The following is a 24683-nucleotide window of genomic DNA, read 5'->3' on the forward strand; positions in this document are numbered from 1 at the left end:
ACAGCCGCATGACGACTGTTTTCTTTCATTTATACGTGGCGATTATCAATTCGTTTTTCTATCTCAGCAAGTTCTTTTTCATTTTTAAGAAGTTCTGCTTTATTTTGATCAACGAGCTGTTTAAAAGTTAATTTTTTCAGCTTTTTCAACAAAATTCACCAACTTTCCCTCTGCATGATCTCATTATACAACAGGAACACGTTAGATAAGTTAACAAACTATTAAAATTTTGTGAAAATTAACACACATTTCAGTTTATGAATGATTATTCAGATTCATTCCTATCGGATGGAGGGCCACCACTTAAACCATAAAAGAATAATTGCAGGACGTCGTCCAAAAAGTCTTTTCGCTCTGACCAGGTTTTCGCTGGAACTTGCTGCACCTCTGTTTTCAGGGCATTGAGATAAAACATGATCGCTTCCATTGAAAGTGAAGCATTAATCTCCCCTCGCTCACGTGCCCTTTCAAGAAGCTGAACGAACAGTGGAAGGGTTTGTGTTCGGTAGAAATGGTCTACATACTCTTTCAACTCTTCGTCTGTCGTTAACATCTCTTGAAGTAGCGATGGGTCGAGACTCTGAACAGCTTTATGTTTTTCAAAAACAATTAACTCAACCAATTCAGGGAACGTATGCTCTTCCTCAACACTCTCTTTAAATATCTGAAACTGTTGATGCATGTATTCCTTCATCACCGCTCGCACAAGCTCTTCTTTACTAGTGAAGTGATTGTAAATCGTTACTTGAGAAACTCCTGCAAATCGCGCAATGTCACTGATTTTCACTTTCTTAATGCCCTCTTTATTAAATAACGTAAAAGCAGCATTCATAATATCTTTACGCTTTTGTTGTTTTCGCAATTCAAATCCATTCATTTTCATCACCACTCTTAGTATAGCATTTATTGAACTATTTATTAAATTTAAGTTCAATAAATATTGATTATTTCCTTGCAGTCATTTATGATAAAAATGAAATATATATTAAATAATAGTTCAAAATTTGACTGAGGGGGAACCTCAATGATCGAATTAAACGGCTTAACCAAAAAATTTTCAAATGGAAAAGGAATTTTTGACGTTACTTTCTCCATTCCAAAAGGAGAAGTATTTGGATTTCTCGGACCGAACGGTGCTGGGAAATCCACAACCATTCGTCACCTGATGGGATTTATGAAACCTTCAAAAGGCTCAGCATCGATAAATGGGATGGATACATGGAAAGATGCGGCTAAGATCCAAGAAAAGATTGGTTATCTTCCTGGTGAAATTTCTTTTCTTGATGGCATGGATGGAATGGAATTTCTTAAACTTCTCGGTGGCATGAGAGGAATGAAGCAAACAGACTATCGCGACGAGCTCATTCATCGCCTTCAGTTCGATGTGAAAACACCGATTCGTAAGATGTCGAAAGGAATGAAGCAAAAAGTCGGTATCGTGGCAGCTTTTATGCATGAACCAGAAGTCATTATTCTAGATGAACCGACATCAGGCCTCGATCCACTTATGCAGCGTATTTTCATTGAAATTGTGATGGAACAGAAGGAAAAAGGGACCACATTTCTCATGTCTTCTCATAGTTTTTCAGAAATTGAACGTACGTGTGATCGAGCTGCGATTATTAAAGATGGCAAAATTGTTGTCGTCGAAAATATTCATGACCTCCAGCAAAAACAGCGTCGACTCTTTGATGTGACGTTTGCAAGTGAGGAAGAAGCTAAGCTCGTAAAAGAAAGTAAACTTGACGTTGTTTCAGTCACCGAGAACCGTGCAGAAATTGCCGTACAGGGAGATTACAATCAATTTATTCAGGCTTTAGGAGATTATCAAATTCGAAATATTGATATTCATGAACAAAATCTCGAAGAAGTCTTTCTTAACTATTACGACAGGGAGGCGAACCCATCATGAACATCACGTTATATGCAAAGATGTTAAAGGTTCATGCCAAATCAATCTCTAGCTATGCGATTGGTTCTGCTCTCTATCTTCTATTAATCATCGGCATTTATCCTTCGATTGCGGATGCACCTGGATTGAATGAATTAATGGAGTCGATGCCTGAAAGCTTTCTTGCGGCTTTCGGAATGGAGGGCGGCTTTCAACATGTAAGCGACTTTATTGCAGGGGAATACTATGGGTTACTGTATGTGGTGATTTTGTCGATTTTTTGCTTAATGACAGCGTCTCAGCTAATGGCTCGTCACATTGATCGAGGCTCAATGGCTTATATTCTTGCCACGCCGAACTCTAGAAAGAAAATCGCCTTTACTCAGGCACTTGTGCTTATCACAGGACTTCTCATTATCGGATTAACGACTGCTTTAGCAGGAGTCATTGGGACTGAGATCTTAATTGAGGATAAACCTTTTGAAGCAATGACGTTTATGAATGTTAACCTTGTCGGCATTCTATTATTCTACGTCATTTCAGGATACTCGTTTTTATTCTCTTCAATGTTAAATGATGAGCGACAGGCTCTTGGGATTTCCGGTTTACTCACAATCGTCTTCTATGGGATGGATTTAGTTGGAAAAATGAGTGATAAGCTCGATTGGATGGTACACCTTTCTCTCTTCTCAACGTTTCGCCCTGTTGAGATCGCGAGAGGTTCTGTTGACGTCTGGCCAACAGCCACGTTCTTATTTTTACTAGGTACAGTGCTCTATGCTGTTGCCATACTCATTTTCTCAAAAAGAGACCTTCCTTTATAATAGGAAGAAAAGAAGGAGTGATCGAATTGAATTATGTGAAAGAACTCCGCGAACTCGTTGGTCAACGACCTCTTATATTAGTTGGCGCTGTCGCCATAATTTTGAACGATAAAGATGAAGTTCTTCTTCAGCAACGGAATGAACGAAGGAAGCGATGGGGATTACCAGGCGGATTAATGGATCCTGGTGAATCGACAGAGGAAACCGCCATAAGAGAGTCTTTAGAGGAAACGGGCTTAACGATTCGAAACCTCGCGCTTTTCAAGCTTTATTCTGGTAAGGAATTTTTCACAAAAGCGGATAATGGGGATGAATTCTATTCCGTCACAACCGCTTATGTTACGAAGGAATACGAAGGAAAGCTTACCTTAACGCAGGAAAGCTTAGCATTTGATACGTTCTCTTCAACTAATCTCCCATGTCATATGGTTGAGAGTCATAGAAGAATGATTATGGATTATTTTAACGAAAAAAACGAGTTACCTTGAAGCAATGGAAACCTCTCCATTGCTTCTTTTTTTGCAATAAACTAGTACTGATTACCTCTTTTTACCTTTTCATTGTCTCATATCACTCGATCATTCTTTTCTTATGTTAGAATGAGAAAGTCATTTTGACAAAACTATGAATCTCATTAACTTACATAAGGAAGTGAACACCATGAGGAAATTATTCCTTTTCCTTCTCGTTGCTTTAGTCGCTTTGGTTACAGCTTGTTCGAACTCCGCATCCACAAACGAGCAGACCGATGAAAAGACAGATCAGCAAGCAACTAATGAAGATGAAAGCAAAGAATCAGATAAAAAGGCTGAAAAAAAGAATGAAGAAAAAGAAGTGGCTCAACCTTTTGAAGCACTGGCCCCGTCTGAAGATGCGAAACCACTTAAGGAAACAATGACCGAAGAAGAATTAGCGAAAATGCCTGTTGTCGAAGCACACGGCGAAGATCGTACAAGAAAGACACCCGTTGGCGAAACGTTAATGGAAGGCACAACTGATGAGACAGACGGTATTCTAAAAGATTATCGCCTCGTTGCTTACTATGGTCAACCAAACTCTACCAAAATGGGGATTTTGGGTGAGATGGAACCTGAAGCATTAATGACGAAATTAAAAGAACAGACTCAAGCTTATTCTGATGCTGATCCAGACCGTCCTGCCATTCCAACGATTGAGTTAATCACTACAATCGCTCAGCGTGACCCAGGTCCAAACGGAAAGTACTATCACATGACTTCTGAAGAGGATATCGATGAATACGCTGAGCTTGCAAAGAAACATAATGCCATTCTCATGTTAGATGTTCAGCTAGGTCGTGATACCGCTCTTCATCAAGTGAAGCTATTGGAAAAATGGTTAAAGCTTCCTTACGTGCATGTCGCGATTGATACCGAGTTCCACGTCAAAGAAGGCCAAACGCCTGGAATCGACCTTGGAAGTGTCGATGGTTCTGAAGTTCAGGAAGTTGTTGACTATGTTTCTAAGTTTGTAGAAGAAAATAACTTACCTGACAAAATCGTACTTGTTCACCAGTTTACAGACCATGCTGTTACAAACAAGCAGGCAATCAAGCCCACTGACAACGTAGAAGTTGCCCTTAATTTCGATGGGTATGGTGATTATGGAACGAAAATGTCACTCTATCGTAAATTTGTGCGAAATGAGCCTGTTCAATACGGCGGATTTAAAATTTTCTATAATAAAGATAAACCGGTTTTAACACCTGCTGAAGTCCTTCAGCTTGATCCGAATCCAGCGATCATAAATTATCAATAATCCGTAGCGCTTTTCCCTTTCCTTTTAGGGGTAAGGCGCTTTTTTTGTTTAATAATAAAACTTCCACTCCCACCTTCTTTACGCATACTTTTTCCATGATAAGCCAACCTAATCATTGGAGGTGAGGATCATGGAAAAAAAGACACCAAACAAAAATGAAATCAAACAGAACAATTTGAACAAATTCACGAATGAATATGGTGCTGATTTAGATGAACAGGCAATGAACGGCGATTACGGCATGCTAGAGACTGAGGAAGAAGATCGAGCAAACAAAAAAGCGAAGAAATAGTAATAGCCACCTTGTCTATTAGTGATAAGGTGGCCTTCGTTTAATGTAAATGATGCTACTCGCTTTGTACACGTCCCATTATAATCGTATTGATGTATTGGTCATTAGACAAGCGTTTATCTCTTTTCAAAATCCCTTCTACTTCAAACCCATGATCTTGATAAAGGTTAACGGCTTTTGTATTCGTCTCTGATACATATAACGCGATTTTCTTGACATTGTTACGATCAGCCCAGGTGATGCTGTTCTTTAATAAGCTGCTTCCAATTCCATAGCCCCAATAGTCTCTTAAGACACCAACCCCGAAAGTTACTTTATGCGAAAACCTCTTCAACTGAGTCCCTTCGCATCTCGCGTAGCCAACGATCTTGCTATTTACTTCTGCTACTAAAAAGAGGTTCGTTGGGGCTTCTTCATCTTTAAGAATGATTTGTTTAAACATAGCACCGTCTAGAAGCGCTTCTCCTTTCTCTCGGTCCAAAAAGTCTGTCTCCGCATCAATCTGCCTTCTCACGTTAGAAAGCTGATGGGCATCTTCTAATTCGGCAGAGCGAATGACGTAACATAAACTTTCCACCCTATATTCTCTTTGAGTAACCTTCATAACTCCTCCTCAACATGAAAACTCTTTCTAACATACCTTTTATAAAAGATGTAGTTTTCACTTATAAATCTGGGTGTTTTCCATAGCTCAGTTTGATCATAAATGGATAAAAGAGAACCAGCATGATAAAAAATGCCACACACCCTCCAATAAGAATAGACAAAGGGATGACTGCTCCATATAAAATAATGACTATCATATAGACCTGAAAAAGGAGAAAAAATGGGATAAATCGTGATTTTCTCAATTGAAGATAATGTGGGGCTGAACAACTTGGACAAAAGATACCGGAAATCAGATGATTTATCCCCAACATCTTCATAATAAGTTCATTCCACTTAAATGAATAACCACAGTTTTTACATTTAGGCATCTCTAATCTCCTTTTGATGTTAACCTATACCAGGGTATAAGAGCATATAAGCGACCAATAATGAATAAAATAAGGATTTCATTTGCTCAACTACTTCGGTACCCTTCCTCTTTTCGCTTCACGTTATGGAGCGTTAAAGCTAGGAACCCTCATCATTTTTTGCTTCTAGTTTACTTTCTACTTTTCTTAGCAAGTCGTTTTGCATCTGTAGTTGATCTGTTATTTTCAATCCTACTTTTTCTATGGTTTTCGTTAAAGACCAAAATAAAATAAATATAAAAACAATCAAAATCATACCTGTACTCCCCCTTCTCTCTTTTTCTAATGGTCTTAGCCGTATCAATTTACGTGCCTTGTCTGGAAGATTGACGAAACGATTTTCTGACGTATATGGTATAAATCAAAACAACGATTGAAAAAATGACATTTCCGAGAAAAGGCTGCTGAGATATATTGGATATGAGGAGAGCACTAATGCACCCAAAGATTATGGAATAGGCGATCATGAACCAGTAGCCCCAGTTTGTTAACCTGATATATCCATATACCATTACAAAAGAAAGAAGAGCGACGAGGATTCTCATCAACCTTTCTGGAGCATTTGGTAATCCAAACCGTTCCGCAATCCCAATCGTATTGGCCCCTGCGTCATAAAAGATGGCGGTAATGAGCAATACCACCGCTCCAAACAAATAGAAGTAGCTAATGAGCGTTACGCCTAACGGTCTTTTCAACTGTCTTTTCCCCCCTCGAAAACTGAAAGCTTCTCTCTCTACTAGTTTTTATTTATGAACCTTTATTTTAATTCTTTTCGTTTTTCTTGATATCTTCTTTCTTAAAAAAGAGATACAGATGCATATGACCTCCAAATGCAATAAGGCCCAGCCCCAACTCTTGAAACCACATGAGATAAAACCCATCAAATTAAAATAAGTAAACGAGTATAAAAGAAAGCCTAGTGTTACATAAATGGCCGTTACACCGTGTCCCATTATTTACAGCTGCCTATTCGTTCGACTATCCCAATTATTTCAAAACGTTGACTTGCTGGCAATCTTTTCTTTCATCGCAGGAACGGAACAACCGGCAACAAAAAAGGCAATAGATGCAATATACCCTTTCGAAATGACGTCTTACCTTTATTCGAATGACTTCCTGCTTTTCCAGATCTATACTAATCTTAAGAAAGCCGCAAAACAAAGGATGTGAACAAGTGAAAATTTCACTCGATGTTAATCGGAAGTATGACGAAACGAGCGTAACGATTCACTGTAGAGAAATGGATGATTCGATTAAAGAGATATTGGATTATCTTAATACTGAAAAAACGGAATTCATTGTCGGTAAACGAGGCGAAGGGCAGCACATTTTAAAACCAAATCAAGTTCATTCTTTCCATTCAGAAGGCGATCAAGTAATGGCAACGACAGCTCAAGGCGTTTTTAAAGTGAAAGAGAAATTGTATGAGCTAGAAGAAAGTTTGCCGATGAATACATTTATCCGGCTCTCCAAGTCCGTCATTGCTAATCTGCATGAGATCAGTCATTTTGAACCATCATTTAATGGCACGCTCGCTGTACACTTTCAATCTGGTAAAAAAGAATATGCTTCAAGACATTATGTAGGCAAAATACGAGAGATTCTAAAAATGAATAGGAGGTCAAAGTAAATGAAAACATTTTTATTTAGGAGTATGGTTGGGTTATTTTTTGGAGGGTTTCTAGCTGTATTACTAACCTATGGGATTATTTTCTTAGGTGATCAAGCGACGCTTGATTCCAACCTTTTTGTAACAAACTCGTTAGGAGCGATTTTCTGTGGATGGTTGTTTACGGTTACACCGCTTTACTTTGAAATTCATTCTCTAAAACTCCCTCAACAAACAGCATTGCACTTTTTCACTGTAATGGTTGTCTATTTTATTTTGGCGTATGGGATTGGTTGGATCCAGCCAGATCTAGTAAATATATTACTCTTTATTGCTATTGCGCTTGTATTCTACAGCATCATGTGGACGGCTTTCTACTTATATTTTAAGCATCAATCTAAGAAATTAAATGAAGATCTTCAACAAACCAAGTAGCCTTCCCTTTATTATAAATGGCAGAAGCGCATTCAACTGGAATGCGCTTCTAAAAGTATTTTGTATAGAAGTCGTGACGGAGTTTTCCACTAAGCTGAGCATATAGCTTTGTTGTTTCGCTCTTCTCATGCCCCATCAAACTTTGAATCACTTCAAGAGGAGCTCCGTTATTAATCATATGCGTTGCGTAACTATGTCTTAATTGATGAGGGTGAATCACTTTATCAAGTTCTGCACGTCTAGAAATTCGTTTAATGATATAGCGGACAAGATCAATACTCATCCTTCTTTTTGGCCTTCTCTCCGTTATGAATAAGCAAGGTTCAAGGTCTTTACGCTCATCAAGATAGCGTTTTAACCAGATAGAACACCGCGTGTTAAAGTACACTTCTCTTTCCTTATCTCCTTTTCCATGAACAATAACAGAATTTGAATGAAAGTTAACATCCTCACGATTAAGCTTCACAACTTCACCAATACGACAACCAGTTGAGTAAAAGAATTCAAACAACGCTTTTTCCATCGTATTCTGACAGGCTTCTCTCAAGTGTTCAATTTCAATTTCATTTAGAAACTTTGGAATTCTCTTACCAAGCTTAGGTTCTTTCAATTTAGCGGCTGGATTTTTCTGAATAAGTCCCTCATCATAAGACCATTTAAACAGTGAGCGGATGCAGCGAACACGATGTCCTAAACTAGAAGGCTTTAAATGACTCCCCATTTTCACTAAATAAGCTTTAAGATGATCTGTCGTAATCCCATTTATATCAACATTGCCAAAATGACGTAAGAGCTGATTGTACTGAAAATTGTAAGTCTTGAGCGTTAACGGAGAATAGCCCTCAATTTGCTTATCAAGATTATATTTTTCCCAAACAAGTGATAACAACATTCATTCCACTCCCTAAGGTTACGAATCTAGTAATCTTGAAACTATTATGTCCAGGAAATGTAGAGTTTATGCTTGAGTTATTTTATAATCTCTGCTCGATCCTTAAACCGCCAAATAGAATTTTATAGTAAGACTTTAGTAAAATGATGAATAATAAAAAACCCTAAATTATAGGGTTTCCTAAGGAATTTACTTTTTAAACTTAGGACTCTGGCATAATCCAAATAATTTCGCCTATGCGAACAAAGAAAGTTGAATCATGTTCTTTAACCACAACATGATCTGGTTTGGCATCAATCACTGTTCCATTTACTGGACCACGTGATGTATCAATAACCACTCTATTTCCAATAAGGCTGCGAAGAGCTGCATATACGTAAGGCTCTACGACCACAACTTGCATAGGGACATTGGGTGACATCTGGGAATACATCATTCCACCGGGATTCATCTTTCCCCCTCCTAGTATGTTACTCTACATGTTCATTTTATTACATACTAGCTTGACTCGTTCCCTCCTAACATTTTACCCTTCAATTCCCATTGCTTGTTAGCTCTTCATTTAAAGAGGGTTGCTAGGTATTATGGTTGTTTCCAACCACACCTTCATACCCTCATGACAGATTTGCTTAACACCAATTATTTCACAGTAATCTTTAATCAAACTTCTCTTTAACTACTTTCAGAAATTGTTCCACTTCGACTTCTTTTTTTAGATTTAATGCGAGTAGATCTCTACTTAAATAAGTTTCACCTTCAAACTCTTTTTGGAATTTTTTATAGTAATTCTTCAGACAAGGATGTGCTTTAGATATCTTTTCTACCTTTAAATTAATTTTGTATTCTTTAGTTCCAATCCCTAGTGAAGTATATACTCCTATTATAATATCAAGCAAAAGATCTAAGATAAGCATATTTAATTACTGAAATCTAGGTTTCCAGGACTTTCTGGTAGAGGATTTACTTCAAGGATATTTGTTGATTGAACATTTTTTGAAACCTCCTGAAATTGGAATCCATCTATCCACACCTTCCCAGAACCATGAAGCAATACTCCAAAATGAATAGCCTCACTGTCTTCTTCGACATCAAGAATAACCGAATAGTAGTTCCAATCAGTTGTTCCCTCAATTTGTCTATTTTCCATATTATCAAATTGCAATACATCCCCAGTCTTATTATCAACACGCATCCAGGCACCACACTTATAAACTTTCTCTGTCTTTAGGAAACATGACATCTTCAATCTCTTTCCTTTGTATGTATTAGATTGAAAACCTTGCATGATTGTAGCAAAATGATTTTGATTTGTTTCTTTTTTTCCATATAGTAATCCTGATTGTTTACCTGTATGAAATTGTGATGGATCTAATTTAATCTCATATATTTCTGGATTTGAGCCACTTAAAGTCCATTTTTCTACTTTATTACGATCATCCACACTATCTTCCTCCTTTTTTATTAAAAGCGTTCTCATTATTTTTCTATACTTTGACGGTGGCAAATTATAAATATCTTTAAATGCCCGAGTAAATGCTTCTTGCGATTGAAACCCCCAAATAATGCCTATAGATAGAATTGACTCATCACTGTCTAATAACATTAAGGATGCCATAGCCATCCTCCGATGCCTAATATACTCACCAATTGTCTTGCCAGTTTCCTGCTTAAAAACGCGAAGTAAATGGTATTTTGAATAACCAATAAGAGAAGGCAATTCATCAATAACTATGTCATCATCTAAGTTCTCTTCGATATAAGAAATCGTTTTTTGTGTAGTATTGCTATAGTTCACATCATCCACCTCATATTTAGCATAGCTTAAATCACCAATAATTTTTTGATCATAATTGCTAATATTAAAAACAAAACGAAAAAATAAGCTTATCTTATTACAGATAAGCTCCGAGATTATGGAAGAATTGATTTCTAGATATTCTCCTTTGATTAGATAAAAGTATATTATATGTACTACTTTAAAAGAAGCCATATCACTACTAAGATGATAGCTATTATCCCCCATAACAAAACTTGCTTATTTCTCAATCTTTTACCTCCCTTCAATAGGTTCTGATTATTGAGCATTCGCTCCGATTTAAAGGAAGATCACGAATTTCCTTTGAAGGTATTGCCCGTCTAAGTTGAGTGCTTATTTCCTTTCTTATTTCGTCCAATTAAAATAGCAATGAAGAGAAATCCGAACCCTACTATGTTCATAATGGTATTACCTAAATTGCCTATGTCACTAATTTTTAAACCGATTAGAAAACCACCAAACAAAATAAGTGGAATAACTATAACAAATCTCAAAATTATTCCTCCGAACCTATATAGTGCGTTTTACTTTCACTTACTTCTTAAAAGCCATAAGATACTATGATTATTACAGATTAGCTCCGAGATACTGGAAGATGGTAAAAAACGATCCTTCTGTCTTAAGGTTAAGACTTTTCTTCTTTTGATAACAGTCCAACAATGAACATGACAATAGCATATATAATAATCGTAGTTATTAATAAAGTTAATGGATTAAAATGATCATGCAAAAATGGGGACAAAACTATTACTATCACCAATAGTATTGCACCAGTTATTTTTTGGTTTTTCTTCTTTTTTGCAACTTCCATTTTCAATGATAACCTCCCTTTATTCCTGGGTTGCTCTTAAATAATGAAATAGCTGCAAAGACACCTTACTCAACATTCGCTCCGAGATTATGGAGTAAGCTATTTACAGCTTAAAATATCATTATTCAGAACCACTGGTCCCAACTTTCCAGTTTTAGAATTGGAAGCTCTCACTTGAACTTTAGCATTGTTTAATTTTGCAGTGATCAAGTCAAACCTTCCCGACCAGGTAGGACTATCTTCTTCTGGAGTAGGATAAAGTCTGAACCTCCAGCTTATTTCACCAGGTATAAAAGCAAATCCCTCATAAATATCATATTCGCCGTATGTAGAGGGTTCAGGTAGATGAACACTTAAGATACTGATATTAGTTCTGGCAAAGCTTGGTGGAATCAATTGAACTTTATAAATTAGTGCACTTCCTCTTGCATTAGTAAGACCTTCATCGATTGGGTCTAACACCATACTGCAAGGCATTGAGATAGCAATTGATTCTTTAGGAAAAAGAACTACTGAAGCCAGAAGGGATGTAATCAATAGAGTTTTTTTCATATGTATACCTCTCTTTTTTTGATTAGCTTTCCCTAATGACTACTCAATATATGAATTAGCTGCTTGATATACTTCAGCAAACGCTCCGACGTTAATTGAATAACAGTACACTAATTAACTTAAAACATTAGATTTCGTAGGAATAAAACACCATATAGTAAAGCTCCTCCAATAAAAACTAACAGTCCGACCATTACAAAACCATAGATATATCCTTTCCCCATTGCAAATAAGTCTGAAATAATATTCTTAACAGTATTGAATAGTATTTGCATAGTACCCCCTCTAACATAACAATTGTTACTCTAGCTATCTTAATTATTAATACGAAACATTCTCTTGAATGCTTTCATATCTCTTCAACGGAAAACTTTTTAAACCTACATAGGGAGTTCATTTTTTATTAAGCAAGCGCTCCGAGATTGTTGAAGACTCGATATCAAGATAATTAAAACCCAAAAAACAGAATTTAGACGATTCAACTTGGATAAAACTATCTTACGACTAATTTAGTTATGAATTGAACTAGCCAGAAAACATTCTATATAGATAAATCAAAAAGGGTACAATATGTTTAGTGAAACAAAAAATAATATATCGTTTATCTTAGAGCTATGAAATAATTCATTCAAAAGATTTCAATTTCAGATCTACAACAATCAAGTTTAAGGAGTATAGGATGAAAAAAACTCTACTTTCAGGTGCACTATTAATATTCATAATAGTTATTGTAAATCATCTTTCTGCCTCAGATTTTGAAGAGAAGAAAGCATTGGAAGTATCAAATTCTAACTTACAGGCAGCTGATTTCAACTTAAGTAATTTTAATGGTGAAAACTACTCATTAGAAGTTCTTCAAGAAAAACCGTTGATAATTAATTTTTGGGCATCCTGGTGTGGACCGTGCAATAATGAAGCACCACTTCTCGTTGATTTATACGAACAATATGGAGAAAATATTGAGTTTTACGGCATTAACACCACTGATGGAGAACTAAAAATCAAAGATGCCAAAGGATTTATGGAGAAATTCAACATTAATTTTCCTGTATTATTAGATATTGAAGGTAGTGTATCCAAAGAATATGGAGTCATAGCGTTACCGACTACCTACTTTATTGATCAAAATGGAGTTATAGTTGATAAAATTCTAGGTGAAGCCTCAAAAGAAGAGCTTGAAATGAAAATAAAAAAATTAATAAATGAAACATAAATCTGATAATGTTCAATATTCAATTAGATGGCATTTGAAAAGTTGGAATTAGTGACCTCTATGAATTTAGATTGATTTTACAAACTCTAGATAACCTTTTCTTTCCTCGTCCTCCTGTTTTTTTATTTAAGCTCTTTTCTTTTCAATTAATGTCCAAACTCCATAAATCAATATGGAAGCAGCCATCATTATTAAGAAGGCATTAGTAATTAAATTAAAATCTAATTCATTAATTGTTTTAGTAATTTCACCGTTCTTTCCGGTTTGGTGAATTGTCCAGCCATTGTAGCCCAGAAAAAAATACGAAAGCGTAAATGCGATTATTAAACCGCCTAATAAAGAAAACCAAGTTTTCATCATAGACCAACCCCTTTTTACACTCTATGTCCTTAATGGCTCTTCAGTATTATCTTCAATAATTCTTATACAAAACTACATAGAGCGCTTCCTTTTTATTGCGGAAACGCTCCGAGATTGTTGAAGTCTCGATTTCATAACATAGGGATTTATTCTTTCACTTTTATACTATTAAAAATGGAGTCTACAGCTCTCTTTATAACTTCAGGATTTTCAAGATGAACCCTATGTCCGGACTCTTTTGCCAAAATATATTTAGTGTTGGAGTTTAACTTTGTTTGATTGCGAATTAAATTTTGCCATATATTTTCTATGTCTTCGGCTTCTGACTTATGTAACCCTTCACTTTCTACCATTTCTATAATTGAAGCCTTTGGATCCCTACCTATCACTATAGTAAAAGTATCAGGGAAGGCTTTGTAATAATTCGTTTCCCTGGACAATAGGTCAAATTCTAGTTCTTCACTTAGAGATTCGAACATGGTCGGGTTACTCATAAATTTCTCTACTTCTTTATGACTGATGCTTGGTAATATCTCTTTAAGCTCATTAACCCAATCTGCCATCTCCAGTTGTAGATGTTTTTTTGAAAGACCGGAATATGTTTTACATTTTTCTATCCAAGCTTCTGTACTATTGCCGTCCTCTCCCTCGATCTCAACTTCATCAAGCCTATAAGCATCAAATGAAGTTGAGTCGACTAAAACAAACCCACTAGCCACGTTCGGATACTCCTGAGCAAATTGCTGAAGAATGAGTCCTCCGTATGAATGACCTATGATAATAGGTGAAGTAATACTAAGTTTCTTAATTAGTGCATTTAGATCCTTTGCGTTTTCCCTGCGATTTCTTGTTGTTATCCCTTTATCACTCTTGCCGCAGCCAGCTCTATTGTAAATAATAACTCTTGCGTGTCTTGAAAGATCTTCCCACAAAGCATTCCATTCAGATAAAGGACTTATCATACCTGGTTGGATGATTATAGTTCTACCATTGCCTTTCATCCATACCTCGAGCTCTTTGTCACCGATATCGACGAGTTTCTTAATATTAATCACCTCCAAGTGTCCCATTTACTTCTGATATATCTCGTTTCATAGGGAAGTGAAGGACACTTAACTATTATTAGATAATCGCTCCGATTATCAGGAATAAGCGAGGATCTTCTATTAAATAGTTTTATCTAGTATCAAACCATTTCTGTTAGTGATAGGATTCATATTTTATAAAGAAGGGGATGAACGTAGAAATACATATGCCCATCAAAACCATATAAATCAACCTAACACCAATAGAATAGCTGGATAAATAGAACCCAAAAATCAACATCGGAAGAATAATTGATAGAGACACTAAAACTCTTGATAAATATGTAATCTTATTTTTCGTCCCGCAATTATTACAAGTGATTGGTCTGTAAATTCCCCAGATATTTTTTATTATGGTTCTCCATTTAAAAGGTTTCCCACATCTATTACACTTTGGTAACCCCATCCAATTCACTCCTCATACATTTCCTTTATATCACCCTTTACCGTTTACTCTGCTATGATATTGCATAATCGCTCGGAGATAATGGAATATCGTCATATTCCAGCTACTGAATTAATATACCGATGGTAACGCTTCCCATTGAGAGAGCATTTTCTATAAGAGTAATCTTCCACAATCTTCGTTCTAACTTGTTCGGGGGTTAAGTACAGTTTTCGGTTTTCATAATTTCTACTGGCAATTTAATTCCCCCTATAATTTTTTCTGATATGTTAACGACTGTTCAATATATAAAGGGGAATTTTATAAAACAAAGTAAACCATTTTTAAAATTAGTTAGTTTTTTTCCTGAATTTCATCATTATTAAAAATGCTAATATGAGGTAAGCGACCAAACCTACCAACATAGGAAGTAATGCTTGTTCTTCACGGAGGAAATCAAAGTTTCTCAGTACCCCTGCAGCTAGAATAGCAAAAGCGATGACAATTAATCCCAAGATTAATTTGTATTGTTTTCTTGAGGGGGAATCACTTAATGGATAAATCATTAATATAACTACCAAAGAACCTACAAAGTAATAGTTTAAAGAAATCATTTCCGCACTTAGCGATTCTGCATTCATCAAGATAGCCATTTCTGTAGCTGATGCAGCTATTATTAAAAGAAACCATTTAAAATATTTCATAACGCCTCTCTTTCCAATATTAATATCTTTGGAACCTTATTTAAGATTTCTTTCTTCATATTAAACCACTTAATTCATTAAAATATCTCGGTATTAAAGACTTCACCTATGCTGCGCATACCTCTAATACCAATTATTTCAAATCCACCTACATAACTCAATCTTTTATTTCAAATTAAAAGGAGCCTATCCTATTACAGATAAGCTCCGATTATATTGAATAAGAAGTATAACTATTGTAATGTATAATCGATATGGTAATTTCCATCCAAAAGGAGGTAGATCTTGAAAAAATCTCATATTTTTAATATCTTTTCAGGCATTCTTATTACTATCATATGGATTTATCAGATTGTAGCAAATGGAGCCTACCCTTTGTTACCACTAGTGATGATTGTATTGGTCCTGATATTATACATAATGGAACGAAAGGGCGTAGACACTGTTTATTGGGCTGCACCAACTATTGTATTGCTTCTAATTAGCTTATGGACTATGGTTCCAGAATTCTTTTTTGGACCTTAAAAAATTTTTTCGTAACAACAAATTCTGTTCAGGATTACCGACTATAAATCAAAAGACAAACAGCAGTAAAAATTAAATGTGTTACTCGCTTATATCTCAAAAAAGAGCTTGGTACGACTTTTTTGGTTCCAAGCTCTAAAAACGTTTTTTTTCTCCGTAAAAGCTCCGAGATTGTTGAATATGGTTTCTTGTATATCATTTATACTTCTCTCTTATATACCTTATTGCTTTCAACGATAGTACACCCACTATTTTGAAATGTCTTTAACATAGGTATGTTATCTTTTCCCGTACTCCCGATATAATAGGCAGCATCAAAATCATTTTTCAATATATCCAATGCTTGCTTATGAAGCTGCTTACTCTTTCCCTTACCTCTCTCACTTCGAACCAGTCCAAAGTAAAAAAGTCGACCTTCGTTAGTAGTGCCAGGTTCTATGTGTGGCATTACTACACCTAAAAGACGATTACTTTCATATGCTACAAGACAGGATGCTTTATAGGTTGAACCTAGCTCCACCTCTACACTTCGCATTTGTTCATCCACATTTAATGAAGAAGGCGCATTTAACGAGTTAACCATTGATTCTTTCCAAACCCTCTTAAAATCACTCTTGGAAATTTCATTTAAAGATTTAAATGAAATGGGAACATCTTCTTTTGGTGAAATGGTATCTAAATCTCTCCGTACAGTAATATTATCTGCACGTAACTCAAATCCATTGTTTTCCAAAAGCGCCTCAATTTCACTGTTAAACTTAGAGTTAACAAGGACGATGACATTTTTTACGCTTCTAATGGAAGGATCTATTCTCAAATGACCAATAAGTTCAACCATTTCCGAATGAGTAAGATTCTTCGTTTCTTCAATTGTTAAAAATGTTTCCCCTTCAACAAATTTCACTTTTTCATAAAGGTCCATCCTTTTGGAAAGTTGCTCATATTCTTTTGTGGAAAGAATATGAGCGATAAAAGAAGATTTCTCGTTTCTGTACTCCTCCATATCTTCGCCTTCAAACTTCATCTTCAAATGATTGTAGGCTTCTGTATATGATGGATGTTCGAAGAAAAATTGAGTTACTTTGCGAAAATTATCTACTGAAGAACCATTAACTGTGAGCTGGATACCAAGAGGTAGTATTTCATCTTCCTTTTCAAATGCACAAAAAAAGGAAGTTTGGTCACTACCCGTGTTTAAACTATACATTGCCATCAATGATTCTTTTGCTTCGGGGAAATCTTCTTGAGTCACTCGAACTTGAAGATCAACATCTCCTTTTGTCAAAGAACCTATAACTCCTGTACTACCAACGTGGTAAACCTGTGATTCAGGCAATACTTGTTTAATCAACCCTGAATGTTTTTGAAAGACTGTTTCTGCATTTATTCGAAACTCCTTTTCAGGAGCGAATGTAACTATCTCTGTCATAACCGCAGTACCTCCTGAGTTTTATAATATCGATGTTGTACAACTCAGAAATCACATTGGAATCCCTCGCTTTTCGTTTAATTTTATCCAGCAACATCTTTAACCTACCAGACATTTAGGATGCATCTCTAATACCAATTATTTCAAACCAATCCACATAACTCAATCTTTTATTTCAAATTAAAAGAGCTTATCTTATTTAAAGATAAGCTCCCTTTAACAAAAGAGTAAATAGTTTTGGTCAGGCATCCTCTAAATTACTCAGTAATCTCTTTAATAATATACTTGCGATTACTAGAACGCCTACAATAATAATAAGCAGAAGAGGGAAAGTGTAAGTTGCAAAAACCGAAATAACCATCACAATCCCTACGATAAGTATAAAAAGTAGATTAGTCCATTGCTCATTTAAGCCTTTAAGAAGAGCGTAAAGTGAAGCTACAAAAGCAGCTGGTGCATAAAAGAGTAAGCTAAGAAATATTACTAGGAAGTAATGAACTTGATAAAGAAAGGGGAGCGTACTACTTAAGTAAGCTTCGCTCTCGGGGCTAATATAAAAAGTTACTATCAATCCCGTAACAATTAAGACTGCTGCAATAAAGTAGTGAACAAGACTCACAAAGAACTTAGCGAAAACAAGTTCACTTCCATTAGCTAATGGATTTTTCCAAATAACTTTCGCTTGAGAGTTTGGCACTTTTACAATTAATGCAGCGTGTTGCATTGGTAAGATGTACAAAGATAGAAATAAGTAAAAAGCCCAATGGAATCCATTATTTGATATGTATGGAACTCCTATTATCAAAACAACAAATAATATTGTTAGTTTTAATAAACTAAATTTGATCTTTTTTAATTCATTTTTAACTAGTTCAGACAATTAGTACCTCCAGAATTGTTTCGTGTTATGTCTTCACAAGAGATTTTACACGACTACATTAACTTAATAAAGGGAATAACTCAATCTTTTCTTTCATAAAAGGAATCCTATCTTATTACTGATAAGCTCCGAGATTCTGGAATAAGGCGCTGATTTCTAATTAATTATTATTACTCTTGAAAATGAGTAATCATATTTCTCTTTAAAAGTTTATGTTTCCACATCTTTATTCTCATTCCATTGGAATTCTGGACCTGCTACTTACGAATTAGCCGTACCAAGTTATACAATCGAGTAGGAGGGGAAATATAATTCCCCCGACCTCTCACACCACCGTACGTACCGTTCGGTATACGGCTGTTCAACCTTTTGAGTAACGTGACTCATAAATTGTAGAGATTTCTTTTAATCCCCATTTTATGAGTCTCTTTTTTGTAAGTGCGCGTTGAAGAATTTCCGATCGTGTAATCCTCCAGTATCCCTTACGGGAGTTAGCCAATTTCATGGCATCCTCATGATCGATGCCATATTTGCGAAGCATTTTAAATTTCGTCTTAACTTTCTTCCACCTTTTCCAGATGATCTGTCTGAGTCGATGGTTTAACCTTCCTTCGATATCCTTAATGAACGCCTTCATTCTCGCGATACCGTAATAGTTAATCCATCCCACCGTTATCCGATTGATATCTGTGATAATCTGTTCCCATGGGCCGGCTCTTTTCCGACTGGTTAGCTTTTTGAGTTTGTTTTTGAATCGTTGTTTCGCCGACCTGCTTGGTCGGCTTCCAACCTTCCCATGAGATTTTGGATATTGAACCCAAGGAAAGTGGCTGAAGTAGCGCCGCAAACCTGGCTTTTCTTTTGATTAATGGTTAACCCAAGATCTTTCTCAATGTATTCCGAGATACTTTCCATCACTCTTTCACCTGCCCGGGGGCTCTTTACGTAGATGACGAAGTCAACTGCGTAGCGGACAAATCGATGGCCACGTTCTTCTAGTTTTCGATCCAGCTTATTTAAGTAGATGTTTGCGAGAAGAGGTGAAAGCGGACCACCTTGTGGTGTCCCTTCCGACGTCTTGATATAGATGTCTTTATCAAGAATACCGGAACGCAAGAGTTTCCATATCAGTTTTAGGATGACTTTGTCCGAGACAAACTCCTCTAAGTAGGCGTGAATCCTCTGATGGTGGATGGTGTCGAAATAGCTTTTCAGGTCACAATCTACTACGGTGCGATATCCGTCCTTATAGTATTGTTGCGCAACCTTGATTGCCTGATGGCCGTTTCTTCCTTTTCTGAATCCGAAACTGTTGTCAGAAAAGTGAGGATCTATTTTGGGTTCGATAACCTGTAGGATAGCCTGTTGTACGACTCGATCCAGTACACATGGGATTCCGAGGTATCGTTTGGTACCATCCTTTTTCGGGATGGCGACTCTTTTCCCTGGTTGTGGTTGATAAGTTCCATTTAAAAGCTTTGATTTCAGCGATTGGTAGAATGTCTGCATATGTGCTTTAAGTTCATAGACGGTGATCCCATCAATGCCCGGATTACCTTTGTTTTTCCTACCCTTCTCATATGCATTCCATAGGTTTTCATCGCGAATCACCTGTTTGATTAGTTCGTTACCATCTTGTGCTTTCATCTCCATGTCGGCATCCCTACACACTCTTATGTACCTTTCAGTTTCCAACCTATTTCTCCATAAGTAGTCATCTCTCTGGTCATTACCACGATGTTTTCTGTGCTTAGGCGGTGATGCCTACACCTCCTTGTTTTCCAAGATTTAAGATTGTTCAGCCCTTCGTTTCATAGAAACTACTATGGCTTATGCTGACTTCTTATGATTCATCCACTTATCCCTAAGTAGATTGTTACGTAAATAACCCTTATGAGATCTCCCCGGGTAAGGGTGATAACCTTCCTCCCATGTAACTGTTGTATTTACTGTATGGAATTCGGGCAGTATTGGACTTTATTTTGTGTTGCAAACTCGTCCATTCCAATTCAGCCTTTGTATACAATTTCTATTCGCAAACTCGGGATTTTGCCGCCGACTTCCTTCAGATTCCACTTCACAATGGACACCCTTGCCTTTGGCTAACAGTTCCTACTGCCAAGCCTGTAGCGGACTTTCACCGCCTAGTTATCACCCATGCCGGGCACACAACGATAAATCTATTAAATCATTTAATAGATAGTCGTTCCATTAGCTTTTCCTGGGGGAATAAACATTAAAGCTATCAGCTTTAAACAAACAAGTTCTATAAAATAAAGATAGACTAATTATATTCAAATATATATAATGAATTTTATGGTAAATAATTAAAAATTTTACCAATAATTAAACAGAGGAGATTATGAAATTGAAAAAATTGTTGGTCTTTGGAATTGTTGGACTTTTAACGTTTGGAGGAATAATTGACTCCAATTATGTTAGCGCTTCAAAAAATGAGGAAATTATTAAAGATGAATTTATACAATCTTCTGAAATTATCAGTAAGAAAGAATTAATTGAGGTAATTAAAGAAGTTAACGAAAGTACAGAAGTTTCTAAACTTCCTAAGGATGACATTATAGAAATCTTTGATTCTATTGACGAAAATACTACTAAAGAAGCTAAAATTGAATATCGTGATCAAATGAAGGAAGAACTAAATCACAAGCTCAATAATTTGAATAATTCCAAGTTAAATACGGAAGGTTTCGTTGAGGAACAAATCACTTTATCTGATGGAAGTGAAGTTAACATAGAAACTAGTGACCTTCCAGAAGAAGTAGATGAAAACGAATTACCCGAGGAATATATTGTAGAGGAAGAAGAAGATAGTGATTTACCAGCTGAAGATTTTGTAGAAATATATGAAGGTGAAGGTATAGAAATTAATAGAGCACCAGTATTTAGTGGGATAATGTATTCTCCTTATAGAAGTGAAAAGAAAGATTATGGAGCAAGGCGTTACAGCTCTATTATTACTTTTAGAGCAAGTGGATTAAATGTAGGAAAATTGTATCTTCGTAGTCATTATTCTGTTGGGGATTACGGGCTAAAAATGAGGTACTCCTCTAAGTCTGGTACACGTAGTTATTTACCTAAATTCGACATTTCAAGAGCTACGGCAAAAACAACTGACTCAAAAGCACCCGTAGAAGGTCATGATATCAACAGCTATGGTGAATATACTGTAAAAATTGATTTATTGGGATGGTTAGGTGGAAGTAGGTATTATGATATAAGAAGTCAAATAAAATTAAAAAAGTTGGATAAAAAAGAAAAATATGCTTACGTAGCACAAAGTTATGTATTTAATTGAGGTTAAAGGAGAGAAATTAAATGGATGATTGGTGGGCAATTCAATCTGTATTTTTACTAGTGGGCCTAGTTGTAACAATTTTAGGATCGGTTGCGATAATTGCTTTAGTTTTATATATTATAAAATTTTTGAAAAACAACTCCCAATAATACATTAGCACTCATAGGGGAATTTCCTTATGGTGTACTATGCTAGTAAATTATTACAATACATCATCGTTATTCAATAATAAAGCGCCATGTATAAGTAAAAGAACTCATTAGAAAACTATTCTTTTCCGCTTCTATTTAATTTCCAGAAGGTCACCTCTCATGCTTATATGAAGAATGGCCTTCTGGTTTCTTTTGTAAGTCGGAAGTATTACTGGTTACAATATATGTTAGAGGCAACATAATTTAAAATAGATAACGAAAAGTACTCTAATCGAGTCAATTCACTTTCTCCTTTGTTTAGAAAAACCTCTCATTCTTTACTCCATTAAGCTGTCCTATACCTACATTGATCGCAACTTTCGTTAAGTAAACGCTCCGAGATAACGGAACTATAACGAAATGATTTTAACTAATATAAAACTGCTAAGTTGATTTTTCAGCTCAGTTATTTATTGAATTCATTAACTGAAAGAAGTATTCAGGTTTATGAGTCTTATTTAGGTTATACCATGAATGTAATGTATCTGGTGCAAATACATCTAATTTTTTCAGTACTTCCATCGCAAATTCCAGAGGAGCTATTCCTGATGCAGTAATTAAATTCGCATCAGTTACGGCAGATCCCAACTCATAAAACTTTTCTCCTTTATAGTTAGGACATACCATTTTAGTATATTCTAAGTTATTACTTGTATGCTTTCTAGTATCTAAGTATCCCATATTCGCGAGGCCCTCAGTTGCACCACAAATTGAAGCAACAATAGTGCCAAGCTTTAAAGCTTGGCCAATACTTTCCAAGATAGGTTGATGAATTTCTTCACTCCAAGTAGTCCCTCCTGGTAAAATTAAAAGATCTTTACTCTCAAGAGTACATTCATTAAGGGAAATATCTGGTATTATGTTCAGTCCTCCCATAGTAGTAATCATTTCTTTATTAGCTCCTACTGTAATGACTTTTAAAGGTGCTAAATCTTTTTTGAAATATCTTCCTGAGTTTAGTTCAGCAATTAAATATCCATATTCCCAGTCTGACATTGTATTAAATACATATAAAACAACCTTTTTTGTTTGCATCCAATAACACTCCAATCACATTTGATATAGTCAGTATAATAAAACTTCCCTGACAGTTAGCGTCAGGGAAGTGATTATACTTCATGAAATTTTATTAATTCCGACAGAACTTCAATAAGTCTTTTCTTAAGACTTATTGGCTCAATAACTTTAATAGATTTGTTGTACGGTAAAAGTAAATAAGGTACATATGTATGGATCACATCTTTTTCAAGAAGAAAAACGGCTCGATTTGAAGACCGTTCTTTTAAATAATGTCCTAAAAACCAATGCTGACAAATATCATCCAATACACTCTTATCCCCACTAATGACGAAAGATATTCCCTCTTCCTTATCTTCTACAGTTGGAAGAAGACTTTTTATAAAAAAGTCATGTGCTGAAAAATTTTCTGGCCGGTTAAACTTATTTTCGGTTAGCATTAGACTTTCTATTCGATCTACTCTAAAACTACGGATATCATTCCTAAGATGACAAAAGCCAATCACATACCACTTATTATTCCAATAGATAATTCTGTATGGATCGACCAATCTATCATTTAATTGCTTTTCACTACTTTTATGGTAAAGAATTTTTACTGAGTACCCGTCAGCTACGGCCTGCTCCAACTCTTTCAAAAGAGGTTCAATAGAGAGTGAGCTTAATCGACTTATTACTTCAAGACTAGTTAAATGTTGGTTTATCTTTGTTTCCTGCTCTTGATTTGAGTATTTACTTAGTTTTGAAATGGCCCTATTCAGTGCTTCACCTCCATAATATCCGGCTTCTTCTGCAAAAACAGCAGCGTGATACAATGAAGTTTGTTCCTCAAAATCAAAGAAAAGAGGAGCCTCAATAAAATTATTCAGTAAAGTGTATCCACCGTTATGTCCTGGTTCTGAAATGATAGGTACGCCACTTGTTGAAATGGTATCAATATAACGATACACAGTTCTTATATTCATCTCTAACTTTTCTGAAATTTGTTTTGCAGTAATTTTTTCACCTGAACGAAGCATCCATAGAATTGCTAACATATTGTCAATTTTAGGCATATAATTCCACCTCTATATGAAATTTATTTCCTATTATGTATTTCCGATTTTGGTGTTCCGATAGCTTTCTATATTATGTGGCCCTTACAGGAGCAGTATCTAAATTAGTTAGGGGTACCGTTAGAAATATGCGGACTTATAACGCTAAGCCTATTTTCCTATCGCCCACACATCTGCAATACCAATTATTTCAAATTAGTACAAATAACTCAATCTATTCTTTCACACTAAAAGGAGCCTATCTTGTTACAGATAAGCTCCGAAGATAATCGAACAAGTGCTTCTCTAGGAATGAATAACTAATTTCGATTTACTTTTCTTAAAGTTATAATTATTATCAATTGATACACTGTAAATGAAACCCCTAGCAAGGCTATAAATACTAGTGATAACAGTGAATTCGCGATACTATTACTTTTAAGCAATAAAAAAGATACTCCAATCCAAAAAACTATTAACCTTATTATTCTATTTGTTACGTGTGATTTGAACATTTTACACTTCCTTTAATTAACACTCCAGCCCTAAACCTACTACGTAGAGCGCTTACTTAATGTTAAGCAAACGCTCCGAGATTGCTTAATAAACAAATCTCCAAGAAAAGAAGAT

General features: G+C 35.7%; 34 protein-coding genes. 10 read left to right on the forward strand and 24 right to left on the reverse strand.

The window, feature by feature from the left end:
- Positions 1 to 29 precede the first annotated feature (29 nt).
- Positions 30 to 149, reverse strand: coding sequence for an FbpB family small basic protein (locus ATG70_RS14055; protein ID WP_370314259.1), 120 nt, complete (start codon positions 147 to 149; stop codon positions 30 to 32).
- A 116-nt stretch (positions 150 to 265) separates the two neighbouring features.
- Positions 266 to 877 (reverse strand): TetR/AcrR family transcriptional regulator, encoded by a 612-nt coding sequence (locus tag ATG70_RS14060; RefSeq protein ID WP_179886279.1) that lies wholly within the window; start codon positions 875 to 877, stop codon positions 266 to 268.
- Between the two features lie 147 nt (positions 878 to 1024).
- On the opposite strand from ATG70_RS14060, the gene ATG70_RS14065 reads away from it, so the two are divergent.
- The 5 genes from ATG70_RS14065 to ATG70_RS14085 all read left to right on the forward strand — a co-directional run bounded on the left by ATG70_RS14065 (position 1025) and on the right by ATG70_RS14085 (position 4783).
- Complete coding sequence (locus ATG70_RS14065; RefSeq protein ID WP_098444907.1) at positions 1025 to 1912, forward strand: ABC transporter ATP-binding protein; 888 nt, start codon at positions 1025 to 1027, stop codon at positions 1910 to 1912.
- Positions 1909 to 2715, forward strand: a complete 807-nt coding sequence (locus tag ATG70_RS14070) for an ABC transporter permease subunit (protein ID WP_098444908.1) — start codon at positions 1909 to 1911, stop codon at positions 2713 to 2715. Before ATG70_RS14065 ends, ATG70_RS14070 begins: the two co-directional genes overlap by 4 nt.
- Before the next feature lie 26 nt (positions 2716 to 2741).
- Positions 2742 to 3203, forward strand: a complete 462-nt coding sequence (locus tag ATG70_RS14075) for an NUDIX hydrolase (protein ID WP_098444909.1) — start codon at positions 2742 to 2744, stop codon at positions 3201 to 3203.
- A gap of 172 nt (positions 3204 to 3375) precedes the next feature.
- Positions 3376 to 4491: a hypothetical protein gene (locus tag ATG70_RS14080; protein ID WP_098444910.1), complete on the forward strand. Its 1116-nt coding sequence runs from the start codon at positions 3376 to 3378 to the stop codon at positions 4489 to 4491.
- Positions 4492 to 4621: 130 nt separating this feature from the next.
- On the forward strand, positions 4622 to 4783 hold the full coding sequence (locus tag ATG70_RS14085; protein WP_098444911.1) for a DUF4021 domain-containing protein: 162 nt from the start codon (positions 4622 to 4624) through the stop codon (positions 4781 to 4783).
- Positions 4784 to 4838: 55 nt separating this feature from the next.
- On the opposite strand, the gene ATG70_RS14090 is transcribed toward ATG70_RS14085, so the two are convergent.
- From ATG70_RS14090 to ATG70_RS14100, 4 genes are all read right to left on the reverse strand, one after another.
- The gene (locus tag ATG70_RS14090; RefSeq protein WP_098444912.1) at positions 4839 to 5387 is read right to left on the reverse strand and encodes a GNAT family N-acetyltransferase; all 549 of its coding nucleotides are present in this window, start codon (positions 5385 to 5387) and stop codon (positions 4839 to 4841) included.
- 61 nt (positions 5388 to 5448) lie between these two features.
- Positions 5449 to 5760, reverse strand: coding sequence for a TIGR04104 family putative zinc finger protein (locus ATG70_RS22985; RefSeq protein WP_098444913.1), 312 nt, complete (start codon positions 5758 to 5760; stop codon positions 5449 to 5451).
- A gap of 139 nt (positions 5761 to 5899) precedes the next feature.
- Positions 5900 to 6055, reverse strand: coding sequence for a hypothetical protein (locus ATG70_RS22545; protein WP_179886280.1), 156 nt, complete (start codon positions 6053 to 6055; stop codon positions 5900 to 5902).
- 49 nt (positions 6056 to 6104) lie between these two features.
- A complete protein-coding gene (locus ATG70_RS14100) occupies positions 6105 to 6494 on the reverse strand; it encodes a hypothetical protein (protein WP_098444914.1) in 390 nt (129 codons plus the stop codon).
- Positions 6495 to 6973: 479 nt separating this feature from the next.
- Between ATG70_RS14100 and ATG70_RS14105 the strand changes: the two genes are divergently transcribed.
- Together ATG70_RS14105 and ATG70_RS14110 are read left to right on the forward strand one after the other, a co-directional pair.
- A complete protein-coding gene (locus tag ATG70_RS14105; protein WP_098444915.1) occupies positions 6974 to 7429 on the forward strand; it encodes a LytTR family DNA-binding domain-containing protein in 456 nt (151 codons plus the stop codon).
- Entirely contained in the window at positions 7430 to 7843 is a 414-nt protein-coding gene (locus ATG70_RS14110) for a DUF3021 domain-containing protein (protein ID WP_098444916.1), read from the forward strand.
- Between the two features lie 49 nt (positions 7844 to 7892).
- Here ATG70_RS14110 and ATG70_RS14115 read toward each other — a convergent pair whose 3' ends face one another.
- From ATG70_RS14115 to ATG70_RS22550, 8 genes are all read right to left on the reverse strand, one after another.
- Positions 7893 to 8735, reverse strand: coding sequence for a tyrosine-type recombinase/integrase (locus ATG70_RS14115; RefSeq protein WP_098444917.1), 843 nt, complete (start codon positions 8733 to 8735; stop codon positions 7893 to 7895).
- Between the two features lie 202 nt (positions 8736 to 8937).
- Positions 8938 to 9186, reverse strand: a complete 249-nt coding sequence (locus tag ATG70_RS14120; RefSeq protein ID WP_257147705.1) for a YuzF family protein — start codon at positions 9184 to 9186, stop codon at positions 8938 to 8940.
- A gap of 205 nt (positions 9187 to 9391) precedes the next feature.
- Complete coding sequence (locus ATG70_RS14125) at positions 9392 to 9649, reverse strand: hypothetical protein (protein ID WP_098444918.1); 258 nt, start codon at positions 9647 to 9649, stop codon at positions 9392 to 9394.
- A 2-nt stretch (positions 9650 to 9651) separates the two neighbouring features.
- Entirely contained in the window at positions 9652 to 10758 is a 1107-nt protein-coding gene (locus ATG70_RS14130) for a helix-turn-helix transcriptional regulator (protein WP_306472710.1), read from the reverse strand.
- 113 nt (positions 10759 to 10871) lie between these two features.
- The gene (locus ATG70_RS14135; RefSeq protein ID WP_098444919.1) at positions 10872 to 11045 is read right to left on the reverse strand and encodes a serine kinase; all 174 of its coding nucleotides are present in this window, start codon (positions 11043 to 11045) and stop codon (positions 10872 to 10874) included.
- A 131-nt stretch (positions 11046 to 11176) separates the two neighbouring features.
- Entirely contained in the window at positions 11177 to 11368 is a 192-nt protein-coding gene (locus tag ATG70_RS14140; protein WP_098444920.1) for a hypothetical protein, read from the reverse strand.
- Positions 11369 to 11461: 93 nt separating this feature from the next.
- Positions 11462 to 11914 (reverse strand): hypothetical protein, encoded by a 453-nt coding sequence (locus tag ATG70_RS14145; protein WP_098444921.1) that lies wholly within the window; start codon positions 11912 to 11914, stop codon positions 11462 to 11464.
- A gap of 119 nt (positions 11915 to 12033) precedes the next feature.
- On the reverse strand, positions 12034 to 12189 hold the full coding sequence (locus ATG70_RS22550) for a hypothetical protein (protein ID WP_179886281.1): 156 nt from the start codon (positions 12187 to 12189) through the stop codon (positions 12034 to 12036).
- A 404-nt stretch (positions 12190 to 12593) separates the two neighbouring features.
- Between ATG70_RS22550 and ATG70_RS14150 the strand changes: the two genes are divergently transcribed.
- The gene (locus ATG70_RS14150; RefSeq protein ID WP_098444922.1) at positions 12594 to 13127 is read left to right on the forward strand and encodes a TlpA family protein disulfide reductase; all 534 of its coding nucleotides are present in this window, start codon (positions 12594 to 12596) and stop codon (positions 13125 to 13127) included.
- Between the two features lie 126 nt (positions 13128 to 13253).
- Here the strand turns inward: ATG70_RS14150 and ATG70_RS14155 are convergent, their stop codons facing one another.
- The 8 genes from ATG70_RS14155 to ltrA form a co-directional block, all read right to left on the reverse strand.
- Positions 13254 to 13487: a hypothetical protein gene (locus tag ATG70_RS14155; RefSeq protein ID WP_098444923.1), complete on the reverse strand. Its 234-nt coding sequence runs from the start codon at positions 13485 to 13487 to the stop codon at positions 13254 to 13256.
- 146 nt (positions 13488 to 13633) lie between these two features.
- Entirely contained in the window at positions 13634 to 14542 is a 909-nt protein-coding gene (locus ATG70_RS14160; RefSeq protein ID WP_179886282.1) for an alpha/beta fold hydrolase, read from the reverse strand.
- A 145-nt stretch (positions 14543 to 14687) separates the two neighbouring features.
- Complete coding sequence (locus ATG70_RS22990; protein WP_098444925.1) at positions 14688 to 14978, reverse strand: TIGR04104 family putative zinc finger protein; 291 nt, start codon at positions 14976 to 14978, stop codon at positions 14688 to 14690.
- A 329-nt stretch (positions 14979 to 15307) separates the two neighbouring features.
- Positions 15308 to 15661, reverse strand: a complete 354-nt coding sequence (locus ATG70_RS14170; RefSeq protein WP_098444926.1) for a hypothetical protein — start codon at positions 15659 to 15661, stop codon at positions 15308 to 15310.
- 724 nt (positions 15662 to 16385) lie between these two features.
- The gene (locus ATG70_RS14180) at positions 16386 to 17615 is read right to left on the reverse strand and encodes a GNAT family N-acetyltransferase (protein WP_098444928.1); all 1230 of its coding nucleotides are present in this window, start codon (positions 17613 to 17615) and stop codon (positions 16386 to 16388) included.
- Positions 17616 to 17856: 241 nt separating this feature from the next.
- Positions 17857 to 18495: a hypothetical protein gene (locus tag ATG70_RS14185; RefSeq protein WP_098444929.1), complete on the reverse strand. Its 639-nt coding sequence runs from the start codon at positions 18493 to 18495 to the stop codon at positions 17857 to 17859.
- Between the two features lie 361 nt (positions 18496 to 18856).
- Positions 18857 to 19342 (reverse strand): group II intron maturase-specific domain-containing protein, encoded by a 486-nt coding sequence (locus ATG70_RS22820; protein ID WP_098444930.1) that lies wholly within the window; start codon positions 19340 to 19342, stop codon positions 18857 to 18859.
- Positions 19225 to 20148, reverse strand: coding sequence for a group II intron reverse transcriptase/maturase (gene ltrA, locus ATG70_RS14195; RefSeq protein ID WP_257147706.1), 924 nt, complete (start codon positions 20146 to 20148; stop codon positions 19225 to 19227). Before ltrA ends, ATG70_RS22820 begins: the two co-directional genes overlap by 118 nt.
- Positions 20149 to 20863: 715 nt before the next feature.
- Between ltrA and ATG70_RS14200 the strand changes: the two genes are divergently transcribed.
- Positions 20864 to 21811: a hypothetical protein gene (locus tag ATG70_RS14200; protein WP_098444932.1), complete on the forward strand. Its 948-nt coding sequence runs from the start codon at positions 20864 to 20866 to the stop codon at positions 21809 to 21811.
- A gap of 20 nt (positions 21812 to 21831) precedes the next feature.
- On the forward strand, positions 21832 to 21960 hold the full coding sequence (locus ATG70_RS22825; protein WP_257147707.1) for a hypothetical protein: 129 nt from the start codon (positions 21832 to 21834) through the stop codon (positions 21958 to 21960).
- 444 nt (positions 21961 to 22404) lie between these two features.
- Here ATG70_RS22825 and ATG70_RS14205 read toward each other — a convergent pair whose 3' ends face one another.
- Together ATG70_RS14205 and ATG70_RS14210 are read right to left on the reverse strand one after the other, a co-directional pair.
- Positions 22405 to 23037 carry a type 1 glutamine amidotransferase family protein gene (locus ATG70_RS14205; RefSeq protein WP_098443868.1) on the reverse strand — a complete coding sequence of 211 codons (633 nt, stop codon included), beginning with the start codon at positions 23035 to 23037 and terminating at the stop codon, positions 22405 to 22407.
- 74 nt (positions 23038 to 23111) lie between these two features.
- Positions 23112 to 24074 (reverse strand): helix-turn-helix transcriptional regulator, encoded by a 963-nt coding sequence (locus tag ATG70_RS14210; RefSeq protein ID WP_098444933.1) that lies wholly within the window; start codon positions 24072 to 24074, stop codon positions 23112 to 23114.
- Positions 24075 to 24683: the final 609 nt, after the last annotated feature.

It is taken from the genome of Bacillus sp. es.036, from assembly GCF_002563635.1.
GTDB lineage: Bacteria > Bacillota > Bacilli > Bacillales > Guptibacillaceae > Guptibacillus.